At 31.5% G+C, this 24,796-nt stretch carries 21 protein-coding genes; 13 read left to right on the top strand and 8 right to left on the bottom strand.

The features are described from left to right. Nucleotides 1-97 precede the first annotated feature (97 nt). From WAF17_RS06060 to WAF17_RS06050, 3 genes are all read left to right on the top strand, one after another. A complete protein-coding gene (locus tag WAF17_RS06060) occupies nucleotides 98-1,510 on the top strand; it encodes a hypothetical protein (RefSeq protein ID WP_338767562.1) in 1,413 nt (470 codons plus the stop codon). 37 nt (nucleotides 1,511-1,547) lie between these two features. Beyond that, the gene (locus tag WAF17_RS06055) at nucleotides 1,548-2,765 is read left to right on the top strand and encodes a glycosyltransferase (RefSeq protein ID WP_338767559.1); all 1,218 of its coding nucleotides are present in this window, start codon (nucleotides 1,548-1,550) and stop codon (nucleotides 2,763-2,765) included. Between the two features lie 659 nt (nucleotides 2,766-3,424). Next, entirely contained in the window at nucleotides 3,425-5,416 is a 1,992-nt protein-coding gene (locus WAF17_RS06050; protein ID WP_338767556.1) for an OmpA family protein, read from the top strand. Between the two features lie 51 nt (nucleotides 5,417-5,467). Here WAF17_RS06050 and WAF17_RS06045 read toward each other — a convergent pair whose 3' ends face one another. Together WAF17_RS06045 and WAF17_RS06040 are read right to left on the bottom strand one after the other, a co-directional pair. Beyond that, nucleotides 5,468-6,454, bottom strand: a complete 987-nt coding sequence (locus tag WAF17_RS06045) for a hypothetical protein (RefSeq protein ID WP_338767553.1) — start codon at nucleotides 6,452-6,454, stop codon at nucleotides 5,468-5,470. Between the two features lie 78 nt (nucleotides 6,455-6,532). After that, nucleotides 6,533-7,306 (bottom strand): phosphosulfolactate synthase, encoded by a 774-nt coding sequence (locus tag WAF17_RS06040; protein ID WP_338767550.1) that lies wholly within the window; start codon nucleotides 7,304-7,306, stop codon nucleotides 6,533-6,535. A gap of 556 nt (nucleotides 7,307-7,862) precedes the next feature. Here WAF17_RS06040 and WAF17_RS06035 point away from each other — a divergent pair. The 3 genes from WAF17_RS06035 to purE all read left to right on the top strand — a co-directional run bounded on the left by WAF17_RS06035 (nucleotide 7,863) and on the right by purE (nucleotide 9,786). Next, complete coding sequence (locus tag WAF17_RS06035; protein WP_338767547.1) at nucleotides 7,863-8,387, top strand: thioredoxin family protein; 525 nt, start codon at nucleotides 7,863-7,865, stop codon at nucleotides 8,385-8,387. Between the two features lie 130 nt (nucleotides 8,388-8,517). Next, nucleotides 8,518-9,177 (top strand): hypothetical protein, encoded by a 660-nt coding sequence (locus WAF17_RS06030; protein WP_338767544.1) that lies wholly within the window; start codon nucleotides 8,518-8,520, stop codon nucleotides 9,175-9,177. Nucleotides 9,178-9,285: 108 nt separating this feature from the next. Further along, complete coding sequence (gene purE, locus WAF17_RS06025) at nucleotides 9,286-9,786, top strand: 5-(carboxyamino)imidazole ribonucleotide mutase (protein WP_338767541.1); 501 nt, start codon at nucleotides 9,286-9,288, stop codon at nucleotides 9,784-9,786. A 49-nt stretch (nucleotides 9,787-9,835) separates the two neighbouring features. Here purE and WAF17_RS06020 read toward each other — a convergent pair whose 3' ends face one another. Further along, nucleotides 9,836-10,972, bottom strand: a complete 1,137-nt coding sequence (locus WAF17_RS06020) for a hypothetical protein (RefSeq protein WP_338767539.1) — start codon at nucleotides 10,970-10,972, stop codon at nucleotides 9,836-9,838. A 199-nt stretch (nucleotides 10,973-11,171) separates the two neighbouring features. On the opposite strand from WAF17_RS06020, the gene WAF17_RS06015 reads away from it, so the two are divergent. From WAF17_RS06015 to WAF17_RS05985, 7 genes are all read left to right on the top strand, one after another. Next, on the top strand, nucleotides 11,172-11,780 hold the full coding sequence (locus WAF17_RS06015; RefSeq protein ID WP_338767537.1) for a hypothetical protein: 609 nt from the start codon (nucleotides 11,172-11,174) through the stop codon (nucleotides 11,778-11,780). A gap of 177 nt (nucleotides 11,781-11,957) precedes the next feature. Then, the gene (locus WAF17_RS06010; protein WP_338767535.1) at nucleotides 11,958-12,506 is read left to right on the top strand and encodes a 30S ribosomal protein S16; all 549 of its coding nucleotides are present in this window, start codon (nucleotides 11,958-11,960) and stop codon (nucleotides 12,504-12,506) included. A gap of 260 nt (nucleotides 12,507-12,766) precedes the next feature. Further along, a complete protein-coding gene (locus tag WAF17_RS06005) occupies nucleotides 12,767-13,651 on the top strand; it encodes a lysophospholipid acyltransferase family protein (RefSeq protein WP_338767533.1) in 885 nt (294 codons plus the stop codon). Nucleotides 13,652-13,777: 126 nt separating this feature from the next. Then, nucleotides 13,778-14,644: a helix-turn-helix transcriptional regulator gene (locus tag WAF17_RS06000; protein ID WP_338767531.1), complete on the top strand. Its 867-nt coding sequence runs from the start codon at nucleotides 13,778-13,780 to the stop codon at nucleotides 14,642-14,644. Between the two features lie 96 nt (nucleotides 14,645-14,740). Continuing rightward, entirely contained in the window at nucleotides 14,741-15,031 is a 291-nt protein-coding gene (locus WAF17_RS05995) for a hypothetical protein (RefSeq protein ID WP_338767528.1), read from the top strand. A gap of 3 nt (nucleotides 15,032-15,034) precedes the next feature. Next, the gene (locus WAF17_RS05990) at nucleotides 15,035-15,745 is read left to right on the top strand and encodes a hypothetical protein (protein ID WP_338767525.1); all 711 of its coding nucleotides are present in this window, start codon (nucleotides 15,035-15,037) and stop codon (nucleotides 15,743-15,745) included. Nucleotides 15,746-15,940: 195 nt separating this feature from the next. Next, the gene (locus tag WAF17_RS05985; RefSeq protein WP_338767522.1) at nucleotides 15,941-16,375 is read left to right on the top strand and encodes a cupin domain-containing protein; all 435 of its coding nucleotides are present in this window, start codon (nucleotides 15,941-15,943) and stop codon (nucleotides 16,373-16,375) included. A 390-nt stretch (nucleotides 16,376-16,765) separates the two neighbouring features. Here the strand turns inward: WAF17_RS05985 and WAF17_RS05980 are convergent, their stop codons facing one another. The 5 genes from WAF17_RS05980 to WAF17_RS05960 all read right to left on the bottom strand — a co-directional run bounded on the left by WAF17_RS05980 (nucleotide 16,766) and on the right by WAF17_RS05960 (nucleotide 24,677). Next, nucleotides 16,766-17,116: an immunity 51 family protein gene (locus WAF17_RS05980; RefSeq protein WP_338767520.1), complete on the bottom strand. Its 351-nt coding sequence runs from the start codon at nucleotides 17,114-17,116 to the stop codon at nucleotides 16,766-16,768. A gap of 130 nt (nucleotides 17,117-17,246) precedes the next feature. Then, nucleotides 17,247-17,645, bottom strand: a complete 399-nt coding sequence (locus WAF17_RS05975; RefSeq protein ID WP_338767517.1) for a heme-binding protein — start codon at nucleotides 17,643-17,645, stop codon at nucleotides 17,247-17,249. 364 nt (nucleotides 17,646-18,009) lie between these two features. Beyond that, the gene (locus WAF17_RS05970) at nucleotides 18,010-20,139 is read right to left on the bottom strand and encodes an amino acid carrier protein (protein WP_338767514.1); all 2,130 of its coding nucleotides are present in this window, start codon (nucleotides 20,137-20,139) and stop codon (nucleotides 18,010-18,012) included. Nucleotides 20,140-20,615: 476 nt separating this feature from the next. Further along, the gene (locus tag WAF17_RS05965; protein ID WP_338767512.1) at nucleotides 20,616-22,478 is read right to left on the bottom strand and encodes a hypothetical protein; all 1,863 of its coding nucleotides are present in this window, start codon (nucleotides 22,476-22,478) and stop codon (nucleotides 20,616-20,618) included. A 33-nt stretch (nucleotides 22,479-22,511) separates the two neighbouring features. Next, nucleotides 22,512-24,677 (bottom strand): GAF domain-containing protein, encoded by a 2,166-nt coding sequence (locus WAF17_RS05960; RefSeq protein ID WP_338767509.1) that lies wholly within the window; start codon nucleotides 24,675-24,677, stop codon nucleotides 22,512-22,514. Nucleotides 24,678-24,796 lie beyond the last annotated feature (119 nt).

The following is a 24,796-nucleotide window of genomic DNA, read 5'->3' as shown; positions in this document are numbered from 1 at the left end:
ATGACGAATTAAACTTCTGACTATTAGTTAATTATATAATTAAAAGTGTCAATTTATTTAATTTCTATTCCTAAGACAAAAACCGTATTAATATACAATGAATCCACGTTATTTACTACTCTACTTACCTGTTTTTTTAGCCTTCTTATTTCATTCTACAAGCCCTTCACTAGCCTACTGGACAGCTTGGAGTGGTTCATTATGGATATATCTAGTTACTTTCACAGGAACAGTCAAAAAACTTCCAACTGATCGTCCTGTATTGAATCAAGTATTTCGTCCTTTTTTCTTGGTTCATCTTATCTTTTCAGGTTATATGGCCGTTACATCTATCTTTTTCTATTTAGATTCTATGGGGTATCTATATCTTGATAAAATAAAAGCAGAAGAGTCGTATGTGTATATATCAAGTGTCGCTTACTGTCAAATTTTGTATTGCTTAGGACATGCTGCTTATGTACATGGTTTACTCTTATTTTCAACATATAAAGTTCCAAAATATATAATTCAAGTCTCTTCTAAAACCTCTATCTCTAAAATTCTTTTTTTTACAACTCTATTTTTCTTTGCAGGAAGTATCTTTTTTAGGTTTGTACCAGGTGGAGCACAGTTTGTAAGCCAATTTCAGCTCTCCACAGCTGTTTTTGCTGTCTTCTCATTTGGTTATGCTTTACTAGAGAAGGAAAAAAAGTATATGTTCATAACAGGAATATTGTTTTTTTATGGAGAGTTTCAAGCACTAACTTCTGGTTGGAAAGAGTTTACAGTGCTTCCAATGTTACTTCTATCAGCTATTTTATGGTCAAAGTATAAAAAAACTATTTTAATAGCATCTCCTTTTATGTTTTTTTTATTTTTATTTGTTATTCCTTATTATACTAATGCTGTTAGGAACTTGAGTTGGGGAGGAGGGTTAGCATCGGCACAAGCTGCATCTATAGCATTAGAAAGAGTCGGTAATCAAGATGTAGATGGTTTGTTAGATGATAACTGGCTATTTTTGACACATCGACTCTCTGAAATAAAAATGTTTATGGTGTATGTGGAGAGAGTACCCATAGAAATACCTTACATGACACAAGAGGTGCTTGTTCAATCATTAGAATCTATCCCTCCTCGTATTCTTTATCCAAGCAAACCAGTACCCGAGCAAGTAATTATGGATAGAGTATATGAAATAGGGGCAGTAGGTAGTGGTACTATTGTGTCTGCCAAACCTGCTTTTATTGCAGATTCTTATATTGTAGGTGGAGAAATAGGAATTTTTTGCGCTCTATTTTTATTGGGTGTTTTAGTTACATTTCTATCTAAAAAGGCAGAATCTTTATTTGGTGGTTACGCCATTGGTTCTGGATGTATCTTTTTAGGGTTGTTTTATATTTTGATAAGAGGTAATGCCTTTGAATACGTATTTAATGCTGTATTTTGGAGTATAGTTACGATGTATTTATTATTTCATACAGCAAAAAGATTCAATGTGATTGTAAAGAATCCCAATTATGAATCGTAGTAATAGTTTTATTCTATAATCTTTAAAAATTAATTAATTGAATATTCTTCATATTACTCCTTCTTATAAACCTGCTTATATTTATGGAGGAACTACTGTATCTATAAGTCGTCTGTGTGAGGCACAAGCTGACTTTATGAATAACCAAGACAATAGAAATAATGAATCAATAAACAAAGTAACCGTTTATACAACAACAGCAAATGGAACAGAAGAATTAGATATTAAGAATAATACACCTATTTTAGTAGATGGAGTAGAGGTTTGGTATTTTAGCCGTCAGACAAAAGACCATACTCACTTTTCTATTAGATTATTAAAAAAACTCTTTCAAACAGCTCAAAATTTTGATGCTATTCATGTGCATTCGTGGTGGAATACAGTTGCTGTTTTTTCTGTTTTAATATGTATTTGGAAAGGTGTAAAAGTAATTGTTGCTCCTCGTGGAATGCTAGGAGAATACACACTTCAATCTCAAAAAAAATCTCCTAAAAGTATTTTTCATAAATTTATAGGAAAAAAACTTCTCAAAAAATCGTATTTACATCTGACAGCACAAATAGAAAGAGATGAAGTAGATTATATAAAAGATAATCGTGTTTTTGTATTGCCAAACTTATTATCTCTTCCTACAAACAAACTCAAAATAAAGACTCAAAAAACAGAATCATCTAATACTTTCAAATTAGTCTTTATGTCCAGAATTCATCACAAAAAAGGATTGGAAATTCTGTTTGAAGCTATGTTACAATTTGAAAATAATAATGACTCAAAAATAAATTTACAACTGGATTTAATTGGGAAAAGTGAAAGCGTAGAATATCAAAATGCCTTAAAAAAAATAATTCATCAAAATAATTTAAAAGACAAAGTAAACTGGGTAGGTTGGCTGGAAGGAAGCCAAAAATTTGAATGTTTAGCAAATTCCGACCTTTTTGTTTTACCTTCCTTTAATGAAAATTTTGCTAATGTAGTGATAGAGTGTTTGAGTACGGGAACGCCTGTTTTAGTTTCTGATAAAGTTGGTCTAGCTAGTTATGTAAAAGAAAAAGAATTAGGCTGGGTGTGCAAAACAAATGATGTGGTTTCTCTACTTCAAACGCTACAAACAGTCATTGATGATAAAATGAAAAGAAAAAATATACGTCAAACTGCTCCCCATATTATTCAAAATGATTTTTCTTCTCAAAAATTAGCTCAAAAATATATCGAAATATATCAAAGGATAAAGGATACAAATCAGACAGTTAGATAATCAATTTTTTACTTTAAAAATCACAAAAAAAGACTTGAAAGTAAATTATACCTTCAAGTCTTTTTTTAATTATTATTTTGCTGTAGGAGAAGGACTCGAACCTTCACGAAGTAGTTAGCAAATTAATTAGCAAAACTAATTAATTCGTTTATCCCAAACCTTCACCCTTGAGACCGAAGGGCGTGGCTGCCAAAATTTCACCATCCTACATTTTCAGTTACCAGTTTTCAGTAAAACAGTTATCAATTAATTTCAAAATACGATTATCTACAATAATATTTTTTTTGTGAAATTTGTAATGTTTTTCTCTTTCTGATGATACAAAGTAAAGTAAAAGATTCTTTTGTTGAAAATTTATCAATAAATTTGATTAAATTTTATGTATTTCGTAATTATTAATTTGGATGTTTGAACATTTCATAATTTGACTTATAGATTTTGGTGTTTTTTTATGAAATTTTTAACAAAGTGTAAAGAAGCAGAGTTCTTGCACCAAGAAAGATAGTTTTTGCTCATTTTTATCTTGCTTTAAATCGTCTTAGGCAAAACTAAAATTAAACTTGGTTCGATTCTTAGAATATAATCAACTAATAGAATCAAATAATTTATAAAAGATACTGACGTTATTGATAGTAAAATAATAATCCAAATTTATATACATGAAAAATTCATATTCGGTCTTATCAAATTTTAAAAAAACGGTACTTATAGCCTTATTTTTTGTAGTATCATTTAGTCTTGTTTTGACTGCCAACTTCGCTTCTGCACAAGGAACAACTAATCGAAGAGCGCAAACAGCCTATCAAAATGGAAAAGATTATATTGCAAATAGAGATTTTGAGCGTGGAATAAAGTCTTTTGAGAAAGCAGTAGAGTTAGATAATAATTATTTTGAGGCACATTATAATCTTGGAGTTTATTATAATATACTTCGAAATAAAGCAAAAACTAAGTATCATTTCAAAGAAGCTGTACGAATTATACCCAACGACCCACGCAGAACAGATTTATATATTGTTGTTGCAGGAGATTATTTGGAAGAAGGGAAGTATGAAGAGGCAGAAAAATTATATCAAAAAGCATATCAATATGCTAAATCTCAAACTCAGAAAAATCTTTCAATAAAAGGCTTGGCAACTTGTAAATTTGCAGTAGAAGGAATACAAAATCCTTTAGATATAAAGCCAGAACGTGTTACAGAAGTTATTAATGCTAGAAAATTACAATATTTTGCTGTTCTGACAGCCGACGAAGAAGAAATGTATTTTACGGCAAGAGAGAGCAACGACCCAAGAGCAGATGAAGATATTTTGAGAAGCGTCAAGAAAGATAGTCTATGGCAAACTCCTGAAAAAGTTACAGAACTGAATACCAAAACAAATGAAGGAACATGTACGATTTCGGCAGATGGGCGTACAATAATTTTTACTATTTGTGAGGGGAGTGAAAGAGGAGTTTATGGGCGTTGTGATTTATTTATCAGCGAAAAGCAGGGAGATAAATGGTCTGAACCTAAAAATATGGGCGATATTATCAATACTAGATCGTGGGAATCACAAGCATCTCTTTCAGCAGATGGACGAACACTTTATTTTATTTCTGATAGAAGTGGAGGTTTTGGAAGAACAGATATTTGGAAATCTACTCGCAACGATAGAGGTGTTTGGGAAGCTCCTCAAAATCTAGGAAGTCAAATAAATACAGCAGGTGAAGAGTATAGTCCTTTTATTCACGTAAATGGCAGAACGTTATTTTTTTCTTCTGATACACACTTGGGTTTTGGAGGATTTGATTTATTCAAAACAGAAATAGATGAAAATTCGGAGAAAGGCTGGACTAAACCTCAAAATTTAGGCTATCCGATCAACACATACACCGATCAACAAAGTCTGTTTGTTACAGCAGATGGAAAAACGGCTTATTATGCAGATGGAGAAACAGAATTACAAGTAGATAAACAAAATCGAATAATAGCTGAAGATTTGGGTAATAGTTATATTTACAAATTCGAAATGCCTGAGGAAATTGAAATAACTGTTAGTAGATACATAAAAGGAACGGTCTATGATGCCAAAACAAAAGAAAAGCTAGGCGCAAATATAGATTTGTACAACCTAACAAATAAAACTATTCAGTCTTCTATAAGCTCTGACCCAAGAAATGGAAAGTATCTTTTTGTACTTAATGAAGGGTCAAATTATGCGCTCAATGTAAACAAAAAAGGCTATTTATTCCAAAGTCTTGCCTTTGATTATTCTGAAGGAACAGGCGAAAACGTAACGGTAGATATTTATTTAGAAAAAGCTGAAAAAGGCTCAAAGGTAGTTCTGAATAATATTTTCTTTGATACGGATAAGTGGGAATTAAAGGAAGAATCCAAAACAGAATTAGACTTAGTAACTAGATATTTACAAACTAATCCGAAAATCAAAGTGCAAATTTCTGGGCATACAGATAATGTAGGAGATAAAATCTACAATCAAAAATTATCTGAAAAACGAGCAACTTCAGTAGTAGATTATTTAATAAATGCAGGAATCCCAAAGGCGCAATTAGTAATTAAAGGTTTTGGAGAAGCACAACCACAGGTAGAGAATAATTCGGCAGAGAATAAAGCCAAAAATAGAAGAATAGAGTTTGAGATTTTGTAGAATAGTAAGAAAAAAAAAGTAGCCATTTGATAATTCAAATGGCTACTTTTTTCATTCATTTTTCTTGTAAAATCCATACCCTTTTACTTCATCAAATTCTCCTTGTGGAAAACGATTCAAGACTTTATAAGCAATGTTTTTGCTACCTTTATCTACTCCTTTAAAGATTTTTTTTACTCTTTCATGAACTTGAATATTTTCTTCTTTTAGTTGTAGAGTGTCTTGAATATCTATTTTAGATATATATCTAAAAACAGGACAGTAGTTGGAATCTACTACTTCAGGGTATATATCAAAAATTATAGGTTGAGTTTTTATGTCTTGTAGAGATAAAGGAAAAGTATATGCTATTTTTGTATCCCTCAATACCATCTCATAATGAGTTTTTATTTTTTGTTCTGAATCATATTTAATATACATTCCTGCTGGTTCTAGCCTGTCTATAGCCAAAAATATTATGTTCATAGAGTTTATCAAATGACCTTTTTCAAATTCTTTTTTGGACTTAATATATAACTCTGGAGCTGTTTTATTATTAGTTGTGTATCCTCCGATATGAAGAACAGCAATTCTCCAGCCTGTAACAACCCTTCCATACATAATTGTTAGTAAAACTTTTTCACCAAACGAATCAACCAAAATAAGAGAAACAAACATTTCGGTAGATTTTTTTGGATAACGTAACTCATAACTGTTTATTTTCTTATTTATAGAGTGTAAAGTATCTACTCCACCCATAGTAGTATTCTTAATATGATATTCATCTAAAATAGTATAATTATCACTTTCAATATGTTCGTGCATTTTTTCAAAAAATGCTTCAAAACTTTCCTCACCTTCATACTTGTCAGTATCAATCATTTTTTTCATTACACCAATATTATTAGATGTAACTGCTCTTAAAAAACCTCTATTCATCTTCTCTATTTTATCTTTCAGCTGACTATCAATCTCTTCATTTACTAAAACTTTCGGTTGTTTAGTGCCACACCCTTGAATAAAAAGTAAAACTAAAAGGAGTAAATATATTTTTTTCATAACTTTAATTTTTTTATAAAAAAATCCTTTTCAAAAATAGAAAAGGATTAATGTTTTTGTTTTCGAAATAATTACTTTTTACTTTCCATTCAAAAAGAAATCAAAAGTATCTCCACGAAGCCCTAAACGAATAGTTTCTAGTGGAATCAGTTCGTTAGGAGCAATATTTCCCAAGTTTACATTTGCACCAATGAGTTTGATGAAGTAAACTTGTTGTGCTTTTTGAGGAGCTTCCCAAATTATTTTTTCAGCAGGGATTTTAGTCAAAATTTCTTGTACAAGTCCTGAACGCACTTCGCCAGTAGAACGGAATAATCCTACATTTCCACCTTCTCTAGCTTCTCCAATTACTTTCCACGCTCCAGCAGCAAGTTCATCTTGCATAAGTTGAATCCATTGATAGGGAGCAATTATTTTTTCAGCATCTTTTGAGCCTACTTCTGAAAGAACAGTTACTTGTTTTGAGAAACGCTCAATGAGTTTGCATTTTTCTTCGTGGTCTAAATCTAATGAGCCATCCGAAATTTCAGCATACTGCATTCCATATTTATCCAATACTTTTTGATATTCATCTACTTGATTCCTTACCAAAAAAGCCTCAAAAAGTGTCCCACCAAAGTAAGTAGGAATCCCAGCTGCTTTATAAACATCTAGTTTTTCTTGTAAATTCTGAATAACATAGGAAGTTGCCCAACCAAGTTTTACGATATCGATGTAATCACCTGCTACGCTAATAAGGTCTTCTATTTCTCTAACGCTCAAACCTTTATCCATTACCATTGTAACGCCTGATTGGCGTGGCTTTGAAGGACGTTCTGGAATATGAGTGAGTGAGTAGTTTTGTTCTTGCATTTTTTTGTGGTTCTAGTACAAGTCGTACAAATTGAAAAAATGAATTGATTGCTCTTTTTTCTACACTTATTACTAGACTAATGGTTGTGTTCGGACAATAACCCTTTATAAAAGTGCAAAAAATAAAAGCAAAATTAGACTGCAAATATATTGAATTTGAATGAAAAGTATGTTAAGATGGCATTACACAGTATTAAATAATCTAAAATAAAACCAATCTAAACATTAAATAAATGTTAAAATTTCAATCTAAACGTCTGATTTATCAATTTTTACCTTCTTTTTACGAATAAAACTCAGATTATTCTAGCAAAAATACCTCTAACGTAACTTCTAGTATTAAGTTGCATTTTTTTAAAGAAAACTAAGCACTAATTTTGTCTATATAATAAATGTGATTTGATATGTTCATTTAGCTACTCTGAATTTCTCTATTTAAACATACGATAAAATGAAATTATGATAAAATAAAAAGTAAACTCTCTCTCAGCTCTTTGTGTATCAAAATCATATTCAATAAAAAAACTATCTAAATAATCTTATTCAAAACAATACTATGAAACTCTCCTTATTTGCCTTACCTATTATTGCTATGAGCTTATTGCTTGTTGGATTATGTGGTAATATGTTTTCTTCTTCTTCTCTCAAAACAAAATCTCCTGTTATAGAAATTAATAATTTAGAAACTCCTCAAGGCGAAAAAATAGAATTAGAAAATCTTAATAAAAATGAAAAACTAAAAGGAAAATGGATACTTTTAGATTTTTGGGCTTCTTGGAATAGCGAAAGTATGAAAGGTAGAAATGTATTAAATGAAGTATATTCGCAATATAACTCTAAGAATTTAGAAATTGTATCTGTTTCTTTGGATAATTCGAAAGAACGTTGGAAAACAGCTATTGCTCAAAATAATTCTTCTTGGTTAGAACTTTCAGACTTGAAAGGTTGGGAAAGTGCTGCCTGTAATAAATATAAAGTTTCTGGACTTCCTTATCACGTTCTTCTCAATCCAAAAGGCGAGATAGTAAAAACAGCTATTACAAATCAAGAGTTAGTAGAAGTGCTTAAAGAAGTATTATAAATTATAGAAAAAATAAAATTATTGAATCCTTATTGTTGATTGAAAACGATAAGGATTTTTTATGTGCTTACATTTAATTATTTTAGCTTTCATAAAAAAATATGCTTCAATTACTATAAGCTAGAAAGACATGAGTTTTTTGAAAAATCTATTTTCATCAACACAAAAAGTCAAAGGTTCATCCTATGACATTGTAAAAGAACGAGGAATAAAAAAAGCATTAGAAAATGACCATTTAGAACCTATAGAAAGTATTTTTTCTAAGTCTAGTTGGGAAGATAAGTACAATATAAAAATAAAGGAAGTTTTATTGAAAGGACTATCAGATTCTCCCTTGCTTAGATTTCAAATATTTCCGTCTTGGGGAACAGAAAGTATATTGCAAATAGAATTTGATAGAAAAGAAAAGCAATATTATTTGGTTTATCATGAAAGTGATAAAAATATTTCTCATCTTGAAGAAAATGAATCTACTACAATCCATAAATATAAAAAGGCTATACAATCTAGTGATGTAAAATTAATAGAAAACATATTTGAAGGTGCTATTTTTCAAGCAAAGTATTCTCAATCTTCTAATGCCATGACAGACGGGGTACGTTATTATTTTTCAGTAAGATACAGAGTAGGACAAGTTAGTTCTCCATACGAAGAAACAAATATGGGTAAGTTAGTAAGATTAGGTTACTCTTTAATGGATTTAGCAAAAAATGATAATCCAAATATTGTTTTTAATGAATTAATAATGAAAAATATTGAGTATCTCACAGAAAATCTTTTGAACGAATAAAATTCTTGAACATAAATCACATAAACTTTTACTTCTTATTCTCATTTTCTGTAATATTGTACTGAATTTTTAAATTATTTGTAGAATAAAAATTACAAAAAAGAAATTATGGTTTCGATAATAATGGGTAGCCGTTCTGATTTACGAGTAATGGGTGCAGCAGCAGAAGTTTTAGACGAACTTAAAGTTGAATATTCATTGACAATTGTTTCAGCACACCGTACGCCTGAGCGTTTGTTTGATTTTGCCAAAAACGCAAGAAAAAATGGAATTAAAGTAGTCATTGCAGGTGCAGGAGGGGCAGCGCATTTGCCTGGAATGGTGGCTTCGCTTACTTCACTGCCTGTAATTGGTGTTCCTGTTAAGTCTTCTAACTCTATCGATGGTTGGGATTCTGTTTTGTCTATTTTACAAATGCCTTCAGGTGTTCCTGTGGCTACTGTGGCATTAGATGGAGCAAAGAATGCAGGTATTTTAGCTGCTCAAATTTTGGGTGCGTCTGATGAACAGTTGGCAATTCGTTTGGATAACTTCAAAGAAGCCCTAAAAGAAAAAGTAATTACAGACGTAGAAAACATTGATAAAAATGGCTGGAAAGAATTGGTTTAAACTTTCTAATTTAAAAGTCCTTATTAATTAATATAACAAGGACTTTTTACTAAATATCATCAAAAAAGCTTCCTGCATCATCTTCTTTTTTATTTTTTTCTGCCTCATCTTTTTCATCTTCAAAGTCTGGAAAGTCATAAGCATCTAAATCCTTTTGGGCATCTCCAAAAATCTCATCATCACTTTCTATCTCATCAAAGAAATTAGCATCGGTAGTAGTTGGAGGAATTTCTGTATCTGTAATTAAAGGCTCACTTATATCCGATTGCTCTTTAAAAATAGGTTCATCTACTTCATTTTGTTCTATTTCATCAAAGAAATTGGCATCGGTAGTAGTTGGAGGAATTTCTGTATCTGTAATTAAAGGCTCACTTATATCCGATTGCTCTTTAAAAATAGGTTCATCAACTTCATTTTGTTCTACTTCATCAAAGAAATTGGCATCGGTAGTAGTTGGAGGAATTTCTGCACCAGCATCTGTTATTAAAGGTTCATTTATATCTGATTGTTCTTTAAAGATGGGTTCATCGGTTTCATTTTGCTCTACTTCATCAAAGAAATTAGCATCAGAGTTTCCTATTGAGTTTTCTGTTTTTTCTAACTCTTCATTATCTTCCAAATTATCAAAAAAGCTAGAGGAATCAACTTTACTATTGACTGATTCTGTCTGAGCAGTCGGACTATCTTCTTCTATCTCATCAAAAAAACTATTTGCAGGAGTGGTTTCTTTATCGTAATTATCTTGATTACTCTCTTTAGTTTTAATAATTTCTTTTTCCTCATTACTTTCTTCTATTATATTTTCTGATGGTTCTTCCTTTTTTGATGCTATTGTTGGTGTTCCTACAAGTTTGTCAAAGGCATTTATTGACTCTGTATTAATATCTAAGTCATTTTTTTGATTATTTTCTATTTCTAAAGCCTCCTTTCTAGCTTCTAATTCTTGTTTTTCCTTTTCTAATTCTTTTCTGTATTTTTCATCTAACCAACTACGCAAAACCCTACGGTCAGCCGAACGAAGTGCAGCCGTTTGTGTATTTTGTTGGATGGGATTTGATTTAGCCAAAAATAATGCAGCCGTTTGGAAATAAGGATACTTTTTCAAAACCCTTTCAAAACTATTTGTATCTGATGAATCAATGGAAGAAAAATCTTCTATAAATTTATTAAAGTTAGATGAATTCATAAATGAGTGTGTGCTTACTAGACAAAAATACTTTTAGCTCAATACCAAAACGCTTAGAGAGATAGAATTTGGATAAAATACTATGTAATTTTTACATTTTATTTCACTTTTCCAAATAAAAAGCGCATAATCAACTGTTTTTTCTGATTATATTTGTAAATCTACTTAATATATTTTTTAATCTTCTTATTTTTATATAATGACTAATTTTTTCACTAACAAATGGATTCCTATTGTTGAGTATTCTAATGAAGAAAGTTATCTCAATGAAGTTCAGAAACAAGTAGATATAATATCAGATAAATTTATAGCTTTCTTTTTCTTTCTAGGAGTCTGTCTTGCTCCTATCTATGATACGTGGTTACTGACTTGGGTTACGATGGGTTGTTCGTGTATGTTGTATCTTATCGTACGTTTGGTTTTGGAAGAAGGATTGCTCTCCAGAGTCTTGATTGCAGTTGTTTATACGATTTTTATGCTGCAATTTATAGGGCAACTCCACGGAATGGCAGAAATGCACTTTTTTTATTTTACTAATGCCGCCCTTCTTATTATTTACCAAGATTGGAGAATACAAGTTGTTTATTCTCTTTTAGCTATCGGACATCACACATTTTTGGCTATTTTGCAATGGCACTACGGAACAGACTTGGGACAATATTTTATTGGATATGGAGAAGTAACTACTTTTAGATTATTTTTTCATTTTGGAATTGCTACTCTCATGTCATTCATTTGTGGATGTTGGGCATTCTTGATTCAGAAAATGTATATCACAATTACATCAGCAAAAAAGAAACAAAACTAGAAAAACAGATGGACACAGAAGGCGAAGTATATGATTTTAGATTTTTTGAAAATAATTGTAAATTTTAAAATAAAAAGCTATCTTTGCAGTCTTGTTTTTTGATAGAACAAGAGTTCTAATTTATTTTATTTTAGAACTTAATTTAATTTTCAGACCTCTCTAAACTTTGTATAAGTTATGGCAACTCGTATAAGACTTGCAAGAAGAGGGCGCAAAAAAGCTGCACGTTTCGAAATCGTGATAGCAGACTCCCGAGCGCCACGTGATGGTAAATTCATCGAAAAAATTGGGACTTATAATCCACAAACTGTTCCTGCTTCTATCGTTATTGATGACGAAAAAGCAATGAAATGGCTTATGGTAGGAGCGCAACCTTCAGAAACAGTAAGAAGAATGTTGCACTATAAAGGTTTAATGTTCCGTAAGCACCTTCAACTAGGTGTAAATAAAGGAGCAATTACTCAAGAAGCTGCTGACGAAAAAATGGCAGCTTGGAGAGAAGCTAAAGACCAAAAAATTGAAGCACGTATTTCTAAACTTTCTGGCGATAAGCAACAAGCTGCTAAAGACCGTATGGCTGCAGAAGCTAAGGTAAAAGAAGCTCGTACTGAAGCTATCCGTAAGAAACAAGAAGAAGCTGCCAAAGCTAATGAACCTGCTGCCGAAGCAAGTGAAGAAGCTCCAGAAGCATCTACGGAAGAAACAACAGAAAATGCAGGAGAATAATTTAAGACATTAGGTTTGTTCGTGAAAAAACAATCTAATCATAAAATATACTTCTAACTCTTTTTTATTTATTCTATTTTTTAGAAAAAAATAAGAAAGAGTTTTTTTGTGTAAATTATTTGAAGCAAAACTATTTACTATCAAAATATTTGTTTAACTTTTCAAAACCGAAACTAAGCCGAACACTATTCGTTTAGTTATAAGAAACAAACAACACACTAATAAAACTACCCAATTTTATCATTTTTAATTATAAAATAATGGACACAAACACACCTACCAAAAAAGAAGAAAATAAGGAAAAAGAAGAGAATACAATTCAGCCACCCAAAAAATTTAGGAAAACAAATAAAAGGCGTTCTGACAAACAAAAAATGTCTTGGGTAAATCAAGTAAAGGATATTAAACTTATCAGAAAAGACCCTTTTGGAAATTTTCTGTTTTTGAAAAGAATGCTTGTAGGCGTTCTTGGAGCTGCAACTTATCCACGTTTTAATATATTAAACAACACTAAGGTAGAAGGAGCTGAACATTTGATAAGTCTTCCAAATAAAGGGGTAATGTTTATTTCTAATCATCAGACCTATTTTGCTGATGTAATGGTTATGTACCATATTTTTTGTAGTGTAAAATGGAAATTTAAGAATATTAATTTTCCTGTTTATTTGCTCAATCCACGTACAAAAATGTTTTATGTAGCTGCCGAAGAAACAATGAAAGATGGTGGTTGGTTGCCTAGGTTATTGGCTTATACAGGTGCTGTTACCATAAAAAGAAGTTGGAGGTCAAAGGGAGAGCAAGTAAATCGTGGTGCAGATACATCAGCTCCTAATAAAATAAAACAAGCCTTAGCAGAGGGTTGGGTAGTAACATTCCCACAAGGGACAACAAAAGCATTTGCACCAGTCAGAAAAGGTTCGGCACATTTGATTCAAGAATTAAAGCCGATTGTAGTGCCTGTTTATATCAATGGTTTTAGAAGAGCATTTGACAAAAAAGGCTTCTTTCTGAAAAAACGAGGCACAGATTTGCAAGTAACATTCAAAAAACCTGTACAGTTTACAGACGAACATACCATTGAAGACATTCAAGCATTTATTGAAAAACACGTCAAATTACCAGAGGAAATGAAGACGGTGAAATAAATAGTTCTATTCATATAAATCTCAGACCTTTTGAAGTGCAAACGCATAGCAAGACTTCTTTAAATTATCAGAAAAAGTCATTGTTTTAACTGTTTATTACACAAGGTCACATCTATTGTATAAAAAATGGAAGGTATTAAGTCTATAGAGTTTGCAAATAGTTCAAATACTCAGTTTGATATTGTAAAATTAGAGAAAATTTTCGGAGAAAAATATACAGATCATTCTGTAATCAAACCCCATAAAATAAGTTTTTTTGTTATATTTTTTATAGAGCAGGGCGAAGGCTTCCATACAATTGATTTTATAGATTATCCTTGTTCGAAAGGAACATTGTTAACAATAAGAAAAGACCAAATACATAATTTTTGTCAAAGTAATGATTTGGTTGGGGCACTCTTAGTATTTACAGATGATTTTTTAGTGAATTATCTAGAACAAGTAGAAGCTCAAAAATCTATGTTGTTATTTAATGAATCTTTAGGGCAGCCGAATATTCAACTAAATGATACCGAATTTAATGATATAAAACAACTTATTTCTGATATCAAAAATGAATATTTTGAAGTAAATGATAGTTTTCAGATGGGAATAATTAGGAGTGCTTTACATATTTTGATTTCTAAGCTCTTTAGGATAAAATCAAATAAAGGAGTGCTAAATTATGATAGCACATACACTAAAAATTTCATTAAATTTCAAAATTTAGTAGAAAACAATGTAAATAATACACGAACAGTAAAGCATTATGCACAAATGATGGGAATGAGTACAAAAACATTGAATACTAGTGTAAAACAAATTGTTCATAAAACAGCTAAAGACTTTATAGATGAAATATGTATCAAGCAAATAAAACGCTTACTCATTAATACTGATTCTCCTATAAAAGAAATTTCTTATACATCAGGATTTGACGAAATTACTAATTTTTATAAATATTTTACTCGCCATACAGCTACAACTCCTGAAAAATTTCGCAGTGATACTTAATTTCTAATTAGTATAATATTTAGGCATATAAGTATAATTAGAAGCTGTCTTGGTTTGCCGAAATTTGTATCATTGTTTCACTTAAATAATTATACAATGATATTTCAAAATAAAACATTTTTTCTTTGGCTTTTAGTTTTGCCAATTGTACTATTTACTTCATGTCATCGTGATAAGGACAAAAACCCTAGACATAATGATACCCAAATACCAAGTAATTTGACGATTGAGGATAATAATTTTTACCCTGAAGATATTGTAATAACAAATAATACAGTTTATGTAAGTGGTTTAGGTGATGGAACTTTACGTTCTTTTGACTTAACAGAGGATGAGCCAACAGCTCAATTATTTGCAAATGCTGAAACTGGTTTTTCTCAAGGTTAGGGATTGACAAGTGATGGTACTGTACTACTAAGTATTCTCAATAATGCTGATTTTACAGGAGGTGCACCAGGTGCAAGTAAACTAGTTCAATACAGTATCTCAACAGGAGAAAAAACAGGAGAATGGTCACTTCCAGCCAACACAATTGGACATACAGTATCAATTGTTGATGGAAAGTATTATGTTAGTGATTTTGCCAATCCTAGAATTATTGAAGTAAACCCATCAACAGGAATAGTTAATGGTAGTTGGTTTACATCTTCCAAATGGGACTCATCAATCGATGGAAATTTGGGAGGTGTTATTTATGATAATGATGGTGGTTTTTATGCCTATTTAGGTTTCAAAATTTGGTACATTCCTATCAATAATGGACAAGCTGGAACTATGGAAGAGGTTAATATTACAGGTTTAAGTGGTGATCAAATTAACGTAGATGGAATTACTTGGGTAGAAAGTCAAAAAACTCTGTATTATGCCTCAAATGATACAGGCAATCCAGATAATGTAGGAACTGTATATAAATTAGCTTTTTCTAATACTCTAACAGCCACAGGAAGTGTTGTAGCAACTGGCTTAGATGATACATCAGGTATTTGGTACTTAAATAAGAACGATTCTGAATATCTTTTTGTATGTGAATCTCAATTTGGAGGTTTATTTGGAATCAATAGTTTTGACCCACCTTTCAATATTGAAATTATTAAGCTATAAAATAATTTGTATATTATAGATTTGCAAACTATGAATGTTGTTCAAAACACACATTTTTCCATAGAATTGAGGTTTGTAAATCTAATTCTATGGAAAATAACCTTGTCTTTGTTTGTATTTTAGTGTAGCAACACTAAATAAGTACGTTCACAGATTAAAATTATTAAATAACTTCATACTTAAAATAAAATTAGAATGAAAAATAAAGAAGTAATCCGTAACGGAGAAGGAGAAAATTACAACTATTCTCAAGATCATTGTTTTGTAAAACTTTCCTCAAATAATACAAATGGAGAACTCTGTTTTGTAGAGGATAAGATAAAACCTGGATTTTATCTAGCACGACATCATCACAAAATAATGACCGAAGTATTTTATATTTTAGAAGGTGAAGTAGAACTAATTTTTGATGATGAAACTATCATTTGTAAAGCAGGTGATACTATTACTGTTCCTCCAAATGTTTGGCATGCTGCTAAATGTGAAAAAGGGGGAAAAATGCTTTCTATTTTCAAAAATGGACAATTTGATGAATACTTAAAGAGATTATCAAAAATGTCTGATGATGATTTTAAAAATCAAGAATTGATGAAAGCTGTATCTGCTGAGTTTGATATTTATGAAGAGTAAAAAATTTTGCTTTAACTATGAAGCTGTTTAAGAATTACGTCTAAATAGGTCAGTCTCGTAGAGCAGACCGTTTTGTAGTTGATACTTGCCACTTTAGTAGATGGTCTGCCCTTTGGGACTGATCTATTTGCTATAAAAAGCTCATTTTGAAAACATAGTTTTCTATTCTTAAACAATTTCTATATTTAAAAAAAGGCTTGAAAATTAAATTTCAAGCCTTTTTTGATAATTAAGTTTGTGAAGTTAAATAGCCTTTTTTCTTGCAATATTATAGCCACTTTCTATTGAATAACTACTTATAGAGACTTCTGTTTTAGTTTTTATAAAGATGAAATACTAACAAAAATATAGCAAAAACTACCAACTTTTAGAATGTTATAATATTTTGCCCTAATCCAACTCTGCTCTTGAAAATAAATCATTAATTAATTCAGTATTTTGACAAGCTTCTTTAAATTTTATACTAAATTCTTTCAATACTTCTTTGTCTGATGAATAAGCACAATACATACTTCCTTCTGGGTCAAAACTGATTACTCCAACTAAATTTGGTTGTTTTTCTTCTAAAAATACTCTTGCTAAAGAAACCCAGTCATAGCCATTCCCTTCAAATCCTTCGTTTTTTCGTTTTTCAAAAATTTCAGCTTTATATTCTATTTGTGATAGACAAACAGAAGCACTATTTTCATGTTCCGTCCAAAAGAAAGGTTTAAGTGATTCTTCAAAATCTTGATGGTTCATATTTGTATATTTTGTAATAGAATTATTTTTTAGATGCTCAAATATAGTAAATTAATCACTTTTCAATAATCAAAAAAATAGATTTTCATTTTAAAACTCTATTTTTCTCTTAGAAAAGCTTGATAAAAAATTAAAGAGCCTTTGCACCTGCATCTGCAACAGCGTGGTCATTCTCAACAGAACTTCCACTTACTCCAATTGCTCCAATAATTTCTCCTTCTGCATTTTCGATAGGAACGCCACCAGGGAAAGAGATAAGTCCTCCGTTTGAGTGTTCGATATTATACAAAGAACCTCCTGGTTGAGAAAGACCTCCGATATCGCCAGAGTTCATATCAAAGAAACGAGCTGTTTTGGCTTTCTTCAAAGAAATATCAGCCGAACCCAACCAAGCTCCGTCCATACGAACGAAAGCCAACATATTTGCTCCAGCATCTACTACTGTAATATTCATTTTTGTGTCTAACTCAACTGATTTTTTCTTTGCAGCATCAATAATTTTTTCTGCTTGTGCTAATGTAAGGTTCATTTTGTTTTTAGTTTAAGATTAACAATGTAGGAATAATTACGAATTAAAGATTACGAATTACGAATGTAATACATTGAATATCAATGATTTGTTGTTTGAAAAAGAGTGCTTGATTTATTTTCTACTCCTTAGTATCTTACAAATATAGATTTATTTGCAACTCTTTTGCAAGAAAAATATAGATTTTATTATTTTTTTAAGTATAAATATTTGAAGTTGTTTAAGAATAGGTTTGTGCGTGTATTTGTTGGTGTCGCTTCGCTAAAACACCAACAATGGCAGGATTATTTTTCCTTAGAATTGGGTCTGCAAACCCAATTCTAAGGAAAAATCTATATTCTTAAACAACTTTTTTGTCTAAAAACTATTTAAACTTCTTAATTTCTCCAGATTTAATTTTTCTAAAATACTCTCTCAAATCTTTTCGTACTTCTGGGGAAAGGAGTATCAGACCTAAAATATTTGGAAATGCCATTCCCAAAATCATCATATCTGAAAAATCTACTACTGCACCAAGCTCAATAGAAGCACCAATTACTACAAAGATTAAGAAAATACCTTTATAGACTAAACTAGCAACTTTTCCTTGTCCGAAAAGATAAGCCCAAGCTCTCTCTCCATAATATGACCAAGAGACCATTGTTGAAAAGGCAAATAAAACAATAGCAATAGTAAGAACATAAGGAAACCAAGGAATTGATTTACCAAAGGCTTTTGAAGTAAGAACTGCACCTGACAAACCTTCTGTATTTGCATATTCTCCTGTAAAAATAATAACGAGTGCCGTCATTGTACAAACAATAACTGTATCAATAAATGGCTCTAAAAGTGCTACAATTCCTTCACTTACAGGCTCATCTGTTTTGGCAGCCGAGTGAGCAATAGATGCCGACCCAACACCAGCTTCATTTGAGAAAGCAGCACGACGGAAACCCTGTATCAAAACACCAATAAAACCACCAGCAGCAGCTTCTGCATTGAAAGCGCCATCAAAAATAAGCATAAAGGCATCGCCAACAGCTGTAATATTTAGCATAATTACGATAAGGGCAGCTAATACATAAATACCACACATAAAAGGAACAATCTTGTCTGTTACCTTTGCAATACTCTTGATTCCTCCAATAATTACAATACCTACCAAAACAGCGAAACCAACACCAAACCAAACTCCATTACCTACTAAGGCAGGAATTTGTCCTTGTAACTGGTCAAAGGCTTGATTTACTTGGAACATGTTTCCACCACCGAATGAACCTCCTACACAAAGAATAGCAAATACGACAGCTAGAATTTTTCCTAGTGTTCCCATACGCTTTTTAGCAAGTCCTTGACTCAAATAATACATAGGACCTCCAAAAACAGTCCCTTCTTTATTAATAATTCTATACTTTACACCTAGTGTACATTCCACAAATTTTGAGGACATTCCTAAGAAACCTGCTATAATCATCCAAAAAGTAGCTCCTGGTCCTCCGACAGAAATGGCAATAGCCACACTAGCAATATTTCCTAAACCAACTGTTGCAGAAAGTGCTGTTGTGAGGGCTTGAAAGTGAGAAACTTCTCCGTGGTCGTGGTTAGGGTCGTCAAATTTGCCACTTACTAAATCAATAGCATGTTTGAAACCTCTAAAATTGATAAAATTCATTTTGAAAGTAAAGTAGATAGCTCCCAAAACAAGCCAAAAAACAACTAAAGGAATCGCCTTAGTTTGTGGTGTTCCATTTGGATTCAAGAGAGGTTGCTCTTTATCATAATCAATTGTTCCTAATGAACCTCCATTAGTACGCACAACATCTCTAGCATCTTTATTCTGATCAACATCATAAACAGTCATTCCTTCTTTCAAAACAATATTTACTGTTCCATCAAATTGAGCATAAATTTCTCTATCATCTTTGTTAGAACTCACAGTAGCAATCATATCACCTTTTTTGACTTTTGCTTTATCTGCAACCAGCCATTTCTTAACAGTAATTTTGGTAAGTGATTTGTCCATCACAAAAGGAGGTTTTATTTTGCCTTCCTTCACTTCTATACGTGGGTCATAGATGCCTAAGGCTGCAAAAGGGTCAAAAAACAAGACTTTTGCCATTGCACCTACCAAGGGTGTAAATGCTGCATTTAGGTTTTCTCCTCCAGATTCAGGCTCTACTGTTGCATTAAGTTCTAGTTCTTGGTCTGCTGCATCCACTACTTTCAGAGAAACGGCAGCTCCTTCTGTATTGCCTTTACAGGTATCTGCTACAATAGGAGTCGCAGCATTTGACCAATAATAACGATAAGGTGGCGTTCCTCCTTCTATCTTTGCGACTACTATTCCGTCGTTGATACTCGGACTAGGATTGATAGTTTCTAGTCTGCCAGTAGGTTTTTCTTGGGCAAAAGCAGAAAATGAAAATAAAGCAGAAAAGAGTAATGTAAGTAAAAGAACACTACTCTTTTGTAGTCTTTTTTTAATAGTAAGATTTTCTTGTACGGAATAAATCATAAGAAGATACAATTATATTTTGATAAATTATTGGGTAAACTAAGTTTAATTAAAATAATCTTTGTGAATAAGCACAAATTAAATAGATATGCAAATTAAGTCAAAATTTACTTTATATAATATAAAAGTTACTAAAAAAGGGGCTTTTGAGAATAGATTTGCCCTTTTGGAGTAGTAAAGCAGACGGAAAGGATTGAAAAAGCTTCGTTTTTGATACTATAAATAATATTTCTATCGCCCAATATCTATCGACTGGAAAAGTTTTTTTTAACAAAAAAGCCAATCATTCTTCAATAATTGGCTTTTGATTTTTATGTCAAAATCATATTACTAGATTTTATTCAAAGAAATAGGTCAGTCCTAAAGGGCAGACCGTCTATTGAAGCTAAAAACAAAAGAAATGACTACAAACGGTCTGTTCTACGAGACTGACCTACACCATATACTATTTTGTCTAGTAGTACGGTCAAAAATATTTAATCCATCACAGCCATTCCAATTTCAGAAATTTGTCGTTTTAGTTTTTTTGTAGTCTCTGTTTCAGATTTTAATAGCCAAATAGTTTTTTGTGTCAAATCATTAAGGTTTTCTAAGGTGATTTTTTGAGTTGTCGAAATGAAATCTTTTACAAAGAAATTAGTCAGCTCTTTAGCGTTTTTGATAGTATGAGAAATAGCTGCATGAGTATTTGAATCTAAATTTTGAATAACTTCTTCTACATTTGGTTTCAAAAGAAAAGAAACAGGAAGTTTGTATAAAATCGTTTCTTCTTTTTCAACTTTTACAAATACACAAAAAGGATTTTGATTTCCTTTCGATGCAATTTGATTATATTTTTTTCTTGCATCTTCAAAAGTAGTTTCATCAAAAAATATAGCTACCTTCTTTTTTTTATGATAGTTTTCTTCTAAAAGTTCGTTTTCTAGTTTTTTGAATAATTGCCTAAAAAAATAGGGTCTTTTGGCTGTATGTACTCTACAATTTAGTGATTGATAAATCAGATATGTCATAAAATCAGTAGGCGAAAGTCCAATTTCGGCAGCTTGTCTGAAAATAAGTGAAGTAGGCGACATTCCAGGAAGCGTATTGATGTCAATGATTTCGATGCTATTTTCATCTGTATAAAAACCATCAATTCTTGCACAGGCATCAAACTTGAAGGTCTGAAAAATGCTTTTACACTTTTCTTGAATTTCTATGATTTTATCTGTTGGAATATCTATTGGAATGCGTTTCTGACTTGCATTAGGTAAATATTTGGCTTCAAAGTCATATACTTTTGTAGTCGTAATTATTTCTGTCGGTGGAAGCGCAATAGCTTCTAAGTTTTCATTTTGAATGATGCCACAAGAAAATTCTTTTCCTGATAAGCACTGCTCAAACAAAACCATATCTTCACTTTCAAAAGAAAATAGAGTAGCATCTTCATCAGAGTAAGAAAAGAAATCATTCAGCTTTGCAATGAGTTTGATAGGAGAATAAATAATCTGTTCGCCCAAATTTCCCCCTAAAAGCGAACGCTCTTCAAAAACTACTGGCAGACCAATACCTTTTTCTAAGCTCATCAGTCCATTGACGTATTCTTTTCGTTGTGGCATTGTAAGCTCTGTCCACTCTTCTTTCGAAATCTGACGAGCAAAAAGGGAAGTATTGACTGCTTTTATAAATGTCTCTACATTATCTTCTTTCAAAATAGAAACACCAATAGAAGAACCTTGATAGGGAGCTTTTATGACAATAGGTAATCCTAATTTTGATTTTAACTCTTCAAAAAGCTCATTTCTATTACATTTTCTCCAATCGTCTTTTCGCATCATGTGATACTTTCTGCTGTCTCCTAGATTCAGTTTTTCATTTACAACTTGTTGCAAATGCTTATCAATAGCAAAAGAAGAAGGAAAAATTCCACAACCCGAATAGGGAATCTGTAACCATTCAAAAAGACCTTGCAACATGCCATCTTCTGCAAATGTACCGTGCAGCATCAAAAGCGCAAAATCTATTTCTTCAGAAAGACTTTCAGTAGGAATTGGTGTTCCTATCTCTTCCATTATTTTTCTGTGCTTTTCCTTTGTCAAGTCTTCAAGTGTTTCAATATAAACAGGCGAAAACTCGTCATATTCTTCTGGAATAGATTCTTGAGTAGGATAAAAATGAGAAATAGCTTTATGCTCAAACTGAACAGGATTGATTTTGATAAACTTTCCTAAGCTATCTACCAAAATATAAACAGGCTCAAAAAGAGAATGGTTGATGATTTGAGAAACTGTTTTTGCACCTGAAAATGAAATCTCACGTTCACGAGAAACTCCACCAAAGAAAACGCCTATCTTTATCATAAGTGTAATTAATTGTTTTTATGATTGTTATATTTATTTCTGCTTATTTATTTTTTTTATTAGGTTTTCTTTATCGTTTTGGCAAATATTAATTTCTTCTTGAAGACTATTATTTTTGCTTTCTAATTCTTTTAGTAGAAGTATTTTTTTCTCTAATAATAGGTCTTTATCTTTCTGTTCTGTAATATTTTCGAATGTACCTAACACACCAAATGTTTTACCACTCTTATTCTTTAAAGGTAATTTATTGGTTCGAAGCCATATTGTTTCACCTTTTGGATTAGTTTGTGATTCAATGATATTCAATTTTGATATATCATTATCAATAACATACTTATCATCAGTGCTATATTTTATTGCTTCTTCTCTAGGGTAAGGCATATCAAAATCGTTTTTTCCTATAACATCACTTTTGCTATTTAAGCCTAATACTTCTACAAATAGATTATTACATCCCAAAAAATAACCATTTTTATCTTTCCAAAAAATAGCTTGAGAAACTGTATCAATTATTTTTTCAGAAATTACTTTTTCATATAATAGATTTTCACTCATCTCTCGTAACTGATTTTCAGTTTCTCTACTACTTTGAATTAATAACTCTGTTTCTTTTTGTTTGCGTTCCATTTCTTCCTGCGTGGCTTGTAGCTCCTCTACGTTTTGTCGCATTTCTTCTTCTTGTGCTGAGACTGCTTCACGCTGCATTTGAGATTCTTCTAAAAGTTTGCGAGTACGACTTGTATTCAAGACAGAAATAATAGAAGAAGTAATATTTTCACAAACCTTTTCAACAAAATCTATTTCATATTTTTGGAGTGTCTTAAAGGCTGCTAATTCTAAAATACCAATACTTTCTTCTGACAGTTTGAGAGGAACAAATAACAATGAAACAGGCTTTGCACTTCCAAGAGCCGAACCGATGTGTAAATAATCATTAGGAAGATTTTCCAAATAAAGTATTCTATTTTCTTGGTATGTTTCTCCTATTAATCCTTCTCCTATTTGAATAGTATTTTTACGGTTTTTGTGTGAATCATAAGCAAACCAAGCTTTGAGTTCTAATTCTTTTTCTGAATGTACATCCTGATTTAGAAGATATAAACTTGCTTGAGAAATATTTAAGTATTTTACCAATTCACTAACAAAAATCTGTGTTAGTTCATCTATATCTTCATTAAAATCTCTTAGTATTTTGGCAAAATGCGCTTCTCCACTTATTGCCCAATTGAGTTGTTCGTCTTTTTGAGCAATTGTTTTCAAGCTATCACGCATATCTATAAATGCTCTTCCAATTTCTCCATTTTCGTTGAAAGGAATTTCTTTTGTATCAAACCTTTCTTCTCCCACATCTTTAGCAAAGATCTTTAATCGTTCCATATCGTGAGCCAAATGATTCAGAGCTGTTTCAATAGGCGTAACTTCGTCATTATTAGATATTTTTATTCTCTTAGACAAATTTCCTTTTGCAATCTGACGAAGGGCATGTTTGATAATATGAAGACGAAGCAATAATTTATGATTGATGGAATACGCAAGCCACACACAGACAAGAGTAAGAATAATCATCCAAGCTGGAAGAACAATTACCCAAAGGTTTTGTGTATGAAAGCCAATAGCAGCTTTTGCTCTATCGATTTCTTCATTCTGAATATTGATGATAAGCTCCAAAACGGCACGTACGTCATCAGTTAAGAGTTCTAGTTGGTCGACTTGGCGTACACGTTCGGTTTTTGAATCTTCTTTAAGGTCTGCATTTCTTGCAAAATATTTTTGTTCTACGTTATTTTGTTCTTTCCTCAAACGATTTGCCTTCGTTCGAACATCATAAACAAGCGAAATAACGGCTTCATTACGCCATTGGTCTGTATAATTACTCAAGGCTGCCAAAGCAACATCACAATCTTTCCATACTGTTTCTCTTTCTGCTCTATATTCTTCTTCGCTTGTTGCTAAATATATTGCTGTCAAACTGGTACTGCTACTGATACAATCCTCAATTACTTTTGAATAATATTGGGTAGGAGCTGTATTATCAATAATGTGATTGTATTGAGAAATAACTTGACTGTTTATGTACCACCACGTCCCGATAAGTGTAAGTGTAGCCAAACAACCCATCAAAGTAATGCCCATCGTGATTTTACCACGAAAATTTTGTGGAGATAAATAAAGCCAAATTACGTTTTGTTTCTTTGCCATCTAAAAATCAGTCTTTGAATCTTATTTACGTATTTTTGATTTTTAATAAAATATAGGGTAAGATAGTTTTTTTTATTGAATTTTGCAGAGAATACTCAAAAAATTGTTAGATTTATAAA

It is taken from the genome of Bernardetia sp. ABR2-2B, assembly GCF_037126435.1.
Classification (GTDB): domain Bacteria; phylum Bacteroidota; class Bacteroidia; order Cytophagales; family Bernardetiaceae; genus Bernardetia.
Note: the sequence above shows the minus strand (reverse complement) of the source record. Positions and strands in the feature narration are given on the sequence as shown.